Origin of the sequence: Marinobacter sp., from assembly GCF_052091845.1 — a bacterium.
In the GTDB taxonomy this organism is placed as follows: Bacteria; Pseudomonadota; Gammaproteobacteria; order Pseudomonadales; family Oleiphilaceae; genus Marinobacter.
Genome location: NZ_JBQDCO010000070.1, coordinates 1 through 12,159 on the forward strand (window position 1 = coordinate 1; position 12,159 = coordinate 12,159).

Annotated in this window: 11 protein-coding genes; 5 read left to right on the forward strand and 6 right to left on the reverse strand. The window is 52.4% G+C overall.

Going from position 1 to position 12,159, the window contains the following annotated elements:
• A partial coding sequence (locus tag ACTHYN_RS15435) for a hypothetical protein (RefSeq protein ID WP_441813304.1) occupies window positions 1–235 on the reverse strand: 235 nt, incomplete at its 3' end.
• 173 nt (window positions 236–408) lie between these two features.
• Between ACTHYN_RS15435 and ACTHYN_RS15440 the strand changes: the two genes are divergently transcribed.
• Window positions 409–1,272 (forward strand): tetratricopeptide repeat protein, encoded by an 864-nt coding sequence (locus ACTHYN_RS15440; protein WP_441813305.1) that lies wholly within the window; start codon window positions 409–411, stop codon window positions 1,270–1,272.
• Window positions 1,273–1,400: 128 nt separating this feature from the next.
• On the opposite strand, the gene ACTHYN_RS15445 is transcribed toward ACTHYN_RS15440, so the two are convergent.
• From ACTHYN_RS15445 to ACTHYN_RS15455, 3 genes are all read right to left on the reverse strand, one after another.
• Window positions 1,401–1,604, reverse strand: coding sequence for a hypothetical protein (locus ACTHYN_RS15445; protein WP_441813306.1), 204 nt, complete (start codon window positions 1,602–1,604; stop codon window positions 1,401–1,403).
• 64 nt (window positions 1,605–1,668) lie between these two features.
• The gene (locus ACTHYN_RS15450) at window positions 1,669–2,463 is read right to left on the reverse strand and encodes a sterol desaturase family protein (RefSeq protein WP_441813307.1); all 795 of its coding nucleotides are present in this window, start codon (window positions 2,461–2,463) and stop codon (window positions 1,669–1,671) included.
• Window positions 2,464–2,477: 14 nt separating this feature from the next.
• Window positions 2,478–3,050, reverse strand: a complete 573-nt coding sequence (locus ACTHYN_RS15455; RefSeq protein ID WP_441813308.1) for a hypothetical protein — start codon at window positions 3,048–3,050, stop codon at window positions 2,478–2,480.
• 163 nt (window positions 3,051–3,213) lie between these two features.
• Between ACTHYN_RS15455 and ACTHYN_RS15460 the strand changes: the two genes are divergently transcribed.
• A complete protein-coding gene (locus ACTHYN_RS15460; protein WP_441813309.1) occupies window positions 3,214–3,609 on the forward strand; it encodes a hypothetical protein in 396 nt (131 codons plus the stop codon).
• 235 nt (window positions 3,610–3,844) lie between these two features.
• Here ACTHYN_RS15460 and ACTHYN_RS15465 read toward each other — a convergent pair whose 3' ends face one another.
• Both ACTHYN_RS15465 and ACTHYN_RS15470 read right to left on the reverse strand, forming a co-directional pair.
• On the reverse strand, window positions 3,845–5,071 hold the full coding sequence (locus ACTHYN_RS15465; RefSeq protein WP_441813310.1) for a hypothetical protein: 1,227 nt from the start codon (window positions 5,069–5,071) through the stop codon (window positions 3,845–3,847).
• A gap of 394 nt (window positions 5,072–5,465) precedes the next feature.
• Entirely contained in the window at window positions 5,466–6,830 is a 1,365-nt protein-coding gene (locus ACTHYN_RS15470; RefSeq protein ID WP_441813311.1) for a KamA family radical SAM protein, read from the reverse strand.
• 549 nt (window positions 6,831–7,379) lie between these two features.
• Between ACTHYN_RS15470 and aceE the strand changes: the two genes are divergently transcribed.
• The 3 genes from aceE to ACTHYN_RS15485 form a co-directional block, all read left to right on the forward strand.
• On the forward strand, window positions 7,380–10,043 hold the full coding sequence (gene aceE / locus ACTHYN_RS15475) for a pyruvate dehydrogenase (acetyl-transferring), homodimeric type (protein WP_441813312.1): 2,664 nt from the start codon (window positions 7,380–7,382) through the stop codon (window positions 10,041–10,043).
• Between the two features lie 10 nt (window positions 10,044–10,053).
• Window positions 10,054–11,724 carry a dihydrolipoyllysine-residue acetyltransferase gene (gene aceF / locus ACTHYN_RS15480; protein ID WP_441813313.1) on the forward strand — a complete coding sequence of 557 codons (1,671 nt, stop codon included), beginning with the start codon at window positions 10,054–10,056 and terminating at the stop codon, window positions 11,722–11,724.
• A 160-nt stretch (window positions 11,725–11,884) separates the two neighbouring features.
• The coding region (locus tag ACTHYN_RS15485; RefSeq protein WP_441813314.1) for a DUF2478 domain-containing protein at window positions 11,885–12,159 on the forward strand (275 nt) is incomplete at its 3' end.

A 12,159-nucleotide genomic window follows, 5' to 3' on the forward strand; every position in this document is an offset into this window, starting at 1 on the left:
AATATTCCGGGGCACTATAAATGAGCGGTGCTGCGGTTATTGCTTGAATCCACGGGTTAACCATAACTGGCTGTACCTGCGCGGGGAAAAAGGGTCGATTTGATACCGGCAGCACATACATTTGTTTGGGGAGAGATTGTTGGGGCAGGGCAAGATCCTTACTTTGCTTATTCTCGCCAATGTAATTAGTTGGATCTTCCTCGAATTCTTCCAGCGAGTGGTCGTCGTGATTCATACCGTATCTGCTTCCTGATCAGAGGAGTGTCTTCCTACTAACTAGAGCCTAAAGTCATATTTTCAAGCTTGACTGTATTTATGCGCAGTTTCTGCGCTCTTGAAATCCGGTGTCGGGCCCCCATCTAGGCCTTAATCAATAAAGAACATTAATGAACTTTTCAGGTGCCTAACATGAGCAGCTCTCCCCATATATTTGAAGCCACCATGGATAACTTCCAGCAGGAAGTGATGGAAGCTTCTTCCACTGTGCCTGTACTTGTGGACGTTTGGGCCGAATGGTGCGCGCCGTGCAAACAGCTTATGCCCTTGTTAGAAAAGCTTGTAGATGAATACCAGGGCGCATTCAGGCTTGCCAAAGTGAATGCCGATGAGCAGGAGCAGCTCACCGGTAGCTTGGGTGTTCGCAGCCTGCCTACGGTTATTCTGGTAAAGGATGGCCAGGCAGTGGATGGCTTTAACTCCGCCTTGCCAGAGAGCGAAATCCGCAAGGTGCTGGAGAAGTATATAGAGCTGCCGGAAGAAGACCCTTACGAGAAAGCCCATCGCATCTGGAACGAGGGCGATATCAACGGCGCGATGGACATTCTTTCTGATATGAACCAGAAAGACCCGGAAAACCTGACCGTGCTGATTGACCTGGCTCAGCTGAAAGCCGAAACCGGTGACCTGGAAACCGCCGAACAGGTTTTTGAAAGCTTGCCGCCGGAGGAAAAACTACAGCGCCAGGCGAAGCAGTTGGCCGCGAGAATCAAGTTTTTGAAGCAGTCTGCTGAGCTGCCGCCTGTGAAGGATCTGGAAATGGCGCTGGAGCAAGATCCAAAAGACCCAAACGCCTTGCATCTGCTGGCGCTGCACAACGTTTTGCAGGATAAAAACGCGGAAGCTATGGAATTGCTGATTCAACTGATGCAGGTAGATAGCAAATACAAAGACGAAGTGGCTAAGACCACTTTGGTGGAGCTGTTTGAAAAGCTGGGGAACAGCAATCCGGATGTGCGGGCTTATCGGCGCAGGCTTTATACGTTAATGCATTGATGATGGCTTTGAATGTAGTGTCCTGAAAAAAGCCACTAAATGTCCGCTGGGCTGCATTTGGCAGTCCAGCGGATTGAGAGCAAAGCGACCGGGATAGACTGCCCCTTTGCCGGATTTATGAGTGGGTATCAGGCTTCTTCTCCCGCGTGTTCGTCGTGTTCATCTTCTTCGTCTGATTCCTCATCCGTATCCACTTCATCGCCGGCGTGCTCATCTCCACTGCTGTCCTCAACAGCTTCACCACCGTGCTCGTCCTGAGCGACGGCAAGGCCACCGAGTGAGAGAGAGGCGAGCAGAAACATCAGATACATAAAAGATTGGAGCGTTTTCATTGAACTTCTCCTTTGGTTGTCGGTAATACTTGTTGTTATTGCGTTCGATTATACGGGCAATACTCTAGGGTGGATTATCTGGTGCTTGATTCCGTGATCGGAATGGCTCGGTTAGCCAGGTACTGAACGACAAATAATCATCCCGACCTTCCGAAAGCCCCAGGTGGGTCATTTCCTGCTGGTCTGGCTCGGCGTAGGTGCCAAAAAGGCGATCCCAGACTATAAAAATAGTAGCAAAGTTTGCATCCCCGGTGCGGCGGGAAACCGTATGGTGGCTGGTATGGAACCGTGGCGTTACAATGAAGCGTCTTAATCTGCGCTCCCAGCGCTCTGGCAGATCGATGTTGGAGTGATGGAACTGGCTGGCAAGGCTTACAGCTATTTCGAAGGCCACAAAACCCGCAATGGAGGGCCCCCAAAGCGCAATCCAGCTGAGTTTCACGAAGAATGAAATGAATAGCTCGCCCGGATGAAATCTCAAGGCTGTGGTGATATCAACGTGCGTATCCACATGGTGCACCTTGTGGAAGCGCCAGAGCGTACCTACGCGATGATTAAATCTGTGCCACCAGTAATCCAGCATGTCCAGCACAATAATAGTGGCTATGATTCCACCCAGCCCGCTGTAACTAAGCATCGGCGCCAACCCCCAGCCTTGCTCCAGCACATACTCGGTCCAGAACAGGAACGGTGCGAGTATGACCAGCTTCAGAATCACTGTGTTGAAGATGGCCATGGACGCGTGAGTTTTCAGGCGCTTACTGCGAGCCTCCTGCCAGGGGCGGTTTGAATAAACCGTTTCCACGCCATAAAGCAGCGCAAAACCGAGCAGAAAAATAATGAGCTTTGCGTCGTCCATAGCTGTCAGCCTGCCTATCGGAGAAGGTTGATCCGGTCGTTCACAAAGTTATAGCGAGGCTGCTGCGCCCACTGGTTATTGGAGCGTATAGGCAGCTTGTGTACGTTTTCCTCGTAAACCACCAACTCACCGTCCAGTTCCTGCAACCAGAAATCGAGATCGTAGGTTTTATCCGGGTCGTTGATGGCGGCGAAATTGGTGCAGGCAAAGTAGAACTGACCGTCTATCACGCGAACCGGGTCGTGAATGATCTGAAAACGCAGTTCCAGGTTCTGGCTGGTACGGGGATCGGTGATTTCGAAAACACCGGGATTGCCGAGTGCCGTGCGCCGGCTGATGTGCTCGCGCATGGCGGCCTTGATGTCGCTGACCGAAAAGCTTTTATTGCCGGCTGGTTTATCTGTTGTCTCTGATGCAGCCAGGGTTTTGGGCTCATCGCTGGTTTGGGTGTCGACTTGTTTTTGCGAGTTGGTGGTTTGGTCAGCGTCACCACTGTCGCTGCTACAGCGGGCAAGTACGAGAATCAGAATCACAGGCAGCGCGATCCAGGCCTTTCGGGTGAACCACGATTTTTCAGATGCTTGCATGCTTCGCTCCCGCAGGGTGGGTTAGGCACGGTTTTTATTAATGATAGTCTTTACGCCGTTTGGTGCAATTTGGATGGGCTAGTAGTATGAATGGCTTTGTGAAAAGTGTGTTGAAATTACTAAAGCGCAAGGGCGCGCCTGCGCACAGCAAAGGAAAACGACCATGCACCCTCCTGGCGATCCGTACGAGTTGTTGTGGGATGAATACAAATATCGCCACGACCATATCTGGAAAAAACTATTTCAAATTACCATTGCGATTGTGTTGCTGGGCTCAGTGCCCTACCTGAAGCCAGAAGTGACCCAGGTCCTGCAGAACTGGATACTGATTGCGCCTTTGCTGGGGTGTATTCTGGTGCTTATATCCTTGCTGCTGATGCATTTTGAGCTCACGCTCTTTGCCAAAATAGCGGCGGCTCACCGTGCGCATCAAGAAGAGTCAGGGCTGATAAAACACAATGCACGTAATTATTTCCGCTACCTGGTGATGACGTATTTGAGCTTCCTGCTGCTTGTCAGTGTGATGAATATGGCGGTTGTGCAGTTGGTGTGGTTGTGAGTTGGTGCAGAGAGTAACAGGTTCGCCTGAAGCCGAGCCCGAACTGCCACCACCACAGCCGCTGATAATGAGCGATGCTGTGATGGTGCAGAGCAACAACCATAGACGAAGGGAATGTTGCCGGATCATTTGGTGATTCCTCGTTTCTGATTTTTGTTAATTTCCTCCAATCAGAATTTAGAAAAACCTGGCAGAGCCGGCATCACCCAATTGGTGTATGGGGTGGGAAAGAATTTTAGGGCTGGGAAGCCCAGCCATTCATCAGGGTGTGGTAGTCCGTTCTATAACGCTCAAACTCTAAGTCGGCACCTGTGTGATCATCGATGTGCTCAGCGAACGCCCGGCCGAATGCAAGCCCCGGGTCTTTGTCATTTGCTGCAGGATTCTCGTTATCGAAGGGCTTGTAGCGCTGCCACACCTGGGGCGCGTCGGTATTCGTTTTCATCGACTGCATCATATTTAATATGGCCGCAGTGCCATTGTTTTCGTGAACGTATTGATAGGCTAGGCCGTAATGTTTGTAGAGAAGTCCGGTATCTTCATTAGAAATTTGCTCTGCATGCCAGTTTGTTATGTCGGCGGCATTGATTTGGTGGTGATGATTCACTGATGCCCGCGATTGCCCGGCCAAATACACGGCCTGTCCCTCGGTAAACCAGCGAGGCATTACGGCAAATGGATTACGCTGGCCAACGTCTGCGATATTGGACTGAACGAAGTGGACAATCTCGTGGGCGAAAATCTCTCCCACTTTGCTGTGGTAAGTCGACACTTCCGGAGGAACCTGGATGCCAAATTGCGAGCCTTCACCAAACTGCGCGCCTCTCATCCCAGGACTCAGGCAAACAACCAGAGCATCCCGTGGAAGCAGGATATCATTCATCAGAGGCAGCTCGAGGTCGCTGTGGGTGGTGTGTTGGATGTAATAATTCTTTGCAAATGCCAGCTTCTCCTCGAGAGTTGCACCGTCCCACACACTCCAATTCTGGACTGCCACGCTGGCATCAACATGCCCGGTGGACCCATTGTACTCGTTAACAATCATTTCCAAGTGGTTGCGGTTGAAAACGGGCCGCTGATCGACAAATTCATTCCAGCTCATGCCAAACTTTCCCATTATCAAGTCAAGTCGGGAATGAATCATGGTCGACACAACACGGAAGTCGGTTTCGCTGAAAGCGGTGGAGCCGTAAACCCGCACTCTGCCGTCTTCAGTCTCAAAGTAGTGTGTTTGGCCATAACATTCAGCGCCGTTTTCGCCAGAGGCATAACCCAATCCATAGCTTGGCAGATGATTCGGGTACGCCACCCCGTCAATGGCGGCATCCTTGAACGTCCCCGCTGTGTAGCTGTCAGGCGAGGGGATGCCACTGCTGCCATCATCGCTGCCACCGCAAGCAGTCAATCCAGTTGCCATGCCGGCAATTATTAGGGCATGCACCCAGGTGTTTTTCTTAAGCATCACTGTTTCCGTTATCGTTAATTATTTGAAGCAGCACAAGCTAGCCAGAACGCCTGAGTACCCAGGCCAAGAACTGGAGAAGGCCTACACGAGTGCCGAAAAATGAAGAAGTGTTGAGCAGCGGATAGCACGAAAAATCGCCGTCCCTGAGCAGCAATCCTGTAGCTCCTGCATGTATATTAGAGCTTTATGCAACTTAGACGGTTGGTGCCTTTGGGACAACTTCAGCGCTGCAAACTATTGTTAAATATCATCTTGCAGTTTTTATGAGGTTCGGAAAGTCAATATAAATAAAGGGCGATTGTCAGAGAGCCAGGCAGTTAAACCGGCCAATAAAAAAGCCAGGTGAATTTCTTCACCTGGCCCTTGTCGGCTAATTGCCGGGCAATAATTGTTAGCCATTCCCCAACTTCATCGCCTCAAACTCATCCTCAAAGAAGAACTTCTCCTCACCAAACGCCGGCTCCAGCTCATGCAGCCAGGTGGCTGTTTCGCTGTACTTGGCAAAGAACGGGCGCTGAACCCAGTCCGGGTTGCGGCCTTGCAGGAAGCGCAATACGAACACCTTCTCACCGTGAATCTCGGCAATGCCCTGGATTTCCACCTTACCCGGGCCGGCACTCATGCTGGGGCCGCGGGCGGTGCGGGCCAGGCCGCTGACTTTTTTCATGGCTTCGCGGTATATGTGGAAGGCGTCTGCCAATGGCACTTCAAAGTAGTTCTTGGCGCCGGTGTCCCGCTCTACAAACATGTAGTAGGGGATGATGCCCAGTTGCACCTCTTTCTTCCACAGCCTGGCCCAGTCGTCGGCGTTATCGTTCACATGCTTGATCAACGGGCCTTGCGCGCGAATTTCAGCACCGGTCGAGCGAATACGGCGAATGGCTTCTTCAGCTATGTCGGTAGTAATTTCTTGCCAGTGGTTATAGTGGGCCATGATGGCCACGTGCTTGCCGGCATCTACCAGCTTGGCGAACAGGTCAATCAGATCATCAGCATCCTTGTCGGTTACAAAGCGGTATGGCCAGAAGGTTAAAGCCTTGGTGCCGATGCGGATGGTCTGGAGGTGATCAAACTCTGGCTGTAACAAAGGCTCAAGATACTGAACCAGGCTTTTGGTTTTCATCACCATGGGGTCGCCGCCGGTAACCAGCAGGTCGGTTACTTCAGTGTGCTCCTGAAGGTAGCCGTGCAGCTTTTCAGCTTCGGTGCTCGACATCTTCAGGTCTTTATCGCCGACAAACTGCGCCCAGCGGAAACAGAAGGTGCAATAAGAGTGGCAGGTTTGCCCCTGGGCCGGGAAGAACAGCACGGTTTCGCGGTACTTGTGTTGCACGCCGTCCAGCACCTCGCCTTCCAGCTCCGGCATGTTCATTTCCATCTGGCCGGCTGGGTGAGGGTTCAGGTCGTCGCGGATCTCCTTGGCGACCGCCTGAATCTCTTTTTTCTCGGCACCATTGCGGTGCATCTCGGCCATGCGGTCAAAGTGCTCGTCTGTCAGCATGCCTTTTTGTGGGAAAACCAGCTGATAGATGGGGTCGTTGGGTACTTTGTCCCAGTTGATCAGTTCGTTGATTACATACTCGTTTACCCTGAAGGGCAGCACGCTGGCTACTACCTTCATTTCAAACAGTGTCTCTTCGGGGAGGCTCTGAATGATTTCAATCTTGTCTAGCTGGCGGTCGGTATAAACCTTGAAGCGCCGCTCTTCGAATTCTGTGGTAGGAATCCGGTTAGGAAAGGTGACGATTGAATTCATAATTCGCCCTCGCTGGTTAAGTGTGTGGAACCACAGAAGGGCAAAATAAGCGCCGCTCCGGTGGTCAAAAAATGGGCAGGCGAGTATACATAAATAGCTGTTTAGTTTCAGGACTAATCAAAAAGTCGTAAGAAAAATATCAAATTCATGATGATGATTTTTCAAGTAACTGAAATTTAAAGATTAATTTGAAGGCTGGGTTTGAGGGTTTAGCGTTCATTTCGTTTAGCACGATAATGAAAAAAACGCGCGCTAATGACTACGACGATAGTCTGAGCCTGGTTGTTTGATGCACAAAAAAAAGGCATTATTACGTAACCAATATAAATTATTGTTAGAGTTTTCCACTGATGATCAGTTTCGGTCCCTTTTTTTGGGGAATCCGTAGTAAAAATACTACAAAAATTTATTCAGCTGAGCAGTATGTTCGGGCTTGGCCGGAGTTGGATTGTTCGGCGCGACTGAACGGTAAAAATACAAAAGCTGTTCTATGCTAGGTAGATGCCAGTTCTGGCACCTGCTGATCTTTTGATGTGAGGGGGAGGTTTAATGCACCACGATGATGATCCCATTGAAACGAGCGAATGGCTTGACGCGCTTGAATCATTAATAGAGAACGAAGGTATTGACCGGGTAAAGTACATTCTGGAGCGGCTTTCTGAGCGCGCCAGCCGGGATGGCACCGAACTGCCATATTCTATTACTACGCCGTTCCGGAACACGATTCCCGCAGCCCAGGAAGCCCGCATGCCGGGTGATTTATTTATGGAGCGCCGGATTCGTTCGCTGATTCGTTGGAACGCCATGGCCATGGTTGTTCGGGCCGGTAAGCGCCCGGGTGATCTGGGTGGTCACATTTCTACTTTCTCTTCCGCTGCTACTCTTTACGATGTGGGCTTTAACTACTTTTTCCACGGTGGCGACGATAAGCGCGAGTCGGACCTGGTGTATTTTCAGGGGCACGCAGCGCCGGGTAACTATGCACGCTCCTTTCTGGAGGGCCGCTTTACCGAAGAGCAGCTAGATAAATACCGTGAAGAAGTCGATGGCGATGGTCTGTCTTCTTATCCGCACCCGTGGTTGATGCCGGATTACTGGCAGTTCCCCACGGTGTCTATGGGGCTTGGGCCAATCCAGGCTATTTATCAGGCCCACGTAATGAAGTACCTGGATGGCCGCGAACTTATTGAGATGGGCGATCGCAAAGTTTGGTGCTTTGTAGGCGATGGCGAAACCGACGAGCCTGAAACGCTTGGGTGCATCTCTAAAGCCGGGCGTGAAAACCTCGACAACCTGGTGTTTGTAGTGAACTGCAACCTGCAGCGCCTGGACGGCCCGGTGCGTGGTAACGGCAAAATTATCCAGGAGTTGGAAGGCGCGTTCCGTGGCGCTGGCTGGAACGTTATCAAAGTGGTTTGGGGCCGGGTGTGGGACACCCTGTTCGATCAGGATAACAACAGCGTAATGCAGCGAGCCATGGATGAAATCTGCGATGGTGACTTGCAGAACTACACCCATAATGGGCCGGCACACACCCGCAAGCATTTCTTCGGCAAATACCCCGAGATGGCCAAGCTGGTTGAAGACTGGTCCGATGAAGACATCAACAAGCTCAACCGTGGCGGGCACGACCCTTACAAGGTTTATGCTGCGTATAAGAAGGCAGCCACAGAGGCCAATGGTAAGCCCACAGTGATTCTGGCCCATACTATTAAAGGCTATGGTTTTGGCTCAGCGGGTGAATCCCAGAATACGGCGCACTCCCTGAAAAAACTGGATATGGACATTCTGAAGGGCTTCCGTGATCGTTTTGCGATCCCGTTGAAGGACGAAGATCTGGAGGAAGTTCCTTATTACCGCCCGGCGCCAGACAGCCCGGAGCTGGTTTATATGAACAAGCGCCGCCAGGAGTTGGGCGGTTTCTACCCGCGCCGGCGTAAAGAGAGCCAGCCGCTGAAGATCCCCGAACTGGATATTTTCAAGCAGGTTCTGGAAGGGTCGAATGGTCGGGAAATCTCCACAACCATGGCGTTTGTCCGACTGCTGAGTGCGCTGGTTAAAGACAAGCGTATTGGCAAGCGTATTGTGCCGATCGTACCTGACGAAGCCCGTACCTTTGGTATGGAAGGCATGTTCCGCCAGCTCGGTATCTATACCGCTGAGGGCCAGAAGTATGTGCCTCAGGATCGTAACCAGATCATGTATTACCGGGAGGACAAAAAAGGCCAGATTCTGCAGGAAGGTATTAATGAGGGTGGTGCCATGGCCGCGTGGATGGCGGCTGCAACCTCTTACAGCACCAACAACTTTCCGCTGATTCCGTTCTATGCCTTCTATTCCATGTTCGGTTTCCAGCGCGTCGGCGATCTGGCCTGGGCATCCGGCGATATGCAGGCGCGAGGCTTTCTGATTGGTGGTACTGCGGGCCGCACAACGCTAAATGGCGAAGGCTTGCAGCACCAGGATGGCCACAGCCACATTCTGGCTAACACCATTCCCAACTGTAAAGCTTATGACCCGTCTTACGGGTATGAAATGGCCGTGGTTATTCACCATGGTTTGAAGGAGATGTTTGAGGAGAACAAAAACGTTTTCTACTACATCACCATGGAAAATGAGAACTACGAACAGCCTGCGATGCCCAAAGGATGTGAAGACGGGATCATCAAGGGTATGTACAAGTTTGAGTCTGTAGAAGTGAAGGGCGGCAAGAAAAAGCAGCGGGTACAACTGCTCAGTGCCGGCGCGATCATGAACGAAGTTCGTGCCGCGGCCCAAATGCTGAAAGACGATTGGGGTGTTGCCTCGGATGTGTGGAGTGTAACCAGCTATAACGAACTGGCCCGCGATGGCCAGCATGTTGAGCGCTGGAATCTCATGCACCCGGACGACAAGGCTCGTAAGGCCTACGTAACCCAGTGCCTGGAAAAGCAGACCGGCCCGGTGGTGTCTTCCACTGATTACATCAAGCTGCACTCCGAGCAATTGCGAGGGTTCATCCCCAAAACCTTCATGACACTGGGAACCGATGGCTTTGGCCGTAGCGATACCCGGGAGAAGCTGCGCAGTTTCTTTGAAATAGACCGGTACCATGTGACAGTAACGGCTCTTTCTGCTCTGGCCAAAGATGGCGAGATCAAGGAAGAGACGGTCTTGGAAGCCATGCGCAAGTACGGAATCGATCGCAACAAAACGAACCCGGCGCACTGCTAAGGAGACCGTCATGAGTGAACAGGAAATAAAAGTTCCCGATCTTGGCGGGGCGGATGAAGTTGAGATTATCGAGCTTCTGGTCAGCGCGGGTGATTCGGTTGAAGAAGAAGATCCGATCTTGACGATTGAGACCGACAAAGCCTCTGTAGAGTTGCCATCCCCCGGCGCCGGTAAGATCACTAAGCTCACCGTGAAGGTGGGCGACAAGGTGAAAGAGGGCGACGTTGTAGGCATGATGGAGGCCAGTGGCGAAGCCGACGAATCGGACAGTTCCGGAGATTCTGACGGCTTAGAAAATGAGCCTGAAGAAAAAGCGGAAGACGCGCCAAAAGCTGAATCAAAAGCAGAAGACAGCAAGCCTGCGCCAAAGAAAAAATCTGGCGGCTCTCGCAAGGAAACGGTGCTCGTCCCACCCCTGGATGGCATGGAAAACGTGCCGGTCATCGAGATCAACGTGTCCGAGGGCGACACCATAGAGGCGGACGATGCCCTGGTAACGGTTGAATCTGATAAAGCGACCATGGAAATTCCATCGCCCTATGGCGGTAAGGTCGCGAAGATTCTGGTGTCTGAAGGCGACAAATTGTCTGAAGGCGACAAGCTTCTTGAGCTCACCGTTGTCGAAGACGGTGGTGATGAAGACGAAGACCAGGGTGAACCGCCTGCTGATTCTGGCGAGCAAGCCAAGCCAGAGTCGAAAGCTGATGCTGCGCCACAGGAAGAGCCGGCGACACAACCACAGGGTTCAACCTACGAGCCGCCATCGCCAGGCGCCAAGGTTCACGCCGGCCCGGCTGTGCGCAAGCTGGCCCGGGAGCTGGGCGCCGACATGACCCGCATCAAAGGGTCTGGCCCTAAAAGCCGGATTCTGAAAGACGATGTGCAAACCTATGTGAAGAGTCAGTTGCAGCAATCGCAGCAGGGTGGCTCCGTGGGCACCGGCTCTGGCATTCCAGGTGTGAAACTGCCTGACTTCAGCCAGTTTGGTAACGTTGAGCGCGAAGCCATGTCGCGGATGATGGCGGTTACCGCCACCAACATGCAGCGCAGTTGGCTGAACGTGCCCCACGTAACCCAGTTTGAAGATGCAGACATCACCGACATGGAGGTTTTCCGTAAATCCCAGAAAGCCGCCGGTGAGAAAAAAGGTGTGAAGATGACGCCGCTGCCCTTCATTCTGAAGGCCTGTGCTACGGCTCTGGCGGAGCTGCCGCAGTTTAACGTGTCCCTGGACATGGAGCGCAAAGAGGTGGTTCGCAAGCAGTATATTCACATTGGTATTGCCGTGGACACACCCAACGGGTTGATGGTTCCTGTGATTCGCGATGTGGATCAGAAGGGCCTTTGGGAGTTGGCGGCAGAAAGCGCCGAGCTTGCCCAAAAGGCCAGGGACAAGCAGTTGAAGCCGGCAGAGATGCAGGGTGCCTGCTTTACCATCACCAGCTTGGGTGGTATCGGCGGCACGGCGTTTACGCCGATTGTGAACACGCCGGAAGTGGCCATTCTCGGGGTGTCCAAGGCGGCGATGAAGCCGGTTTGGGACGGCAGTGACTTCCAGCCCAGGCTGATGCTGCCACTGTCGTTGTCCTACGACCACCGGGCGGTGAATGGCGCCGATGCAGCCAGGTTTACCTCCCGGCTCAGTCAGCTTATGGGGGACATCCGAACCCTGTTGCTGTAAGCCGGTGTGGCCGGTTTTCTGATCTGGCGCAATAGGCGCTGGCGGAAGCCAGGTACACTTGCAGTTCAGATAACACAGAGAATGCAAAAGGGGTGCAGAGCAATCTGTACCCCTTTTTGCTTAGTTGTATATAGATCGGTTTATGCCGCCAGGAGTTTGTATGAGCACAGACTTGAATCTTGCAGCCATTATTTACGACAGCGACGAGCAGCCCGTGGATAAGTTGCTGCACGATATGGCCGCAAAGCTGAACCGCCGTGGTGACCGGGTGGCAGGGCTGGCCATGGCGCTAAATGCGCAAGGGCTGCGGCGAACACCCATGGCGTTGCAGGATCTGGAAACGGGCAAGGAATACTCCATTGCACAGAATCTGGGCAAAGAGTCGCAATCCTGCTGCCTGGACCCTCATGGCCTGGCAGATGCCACCAGCGTGCT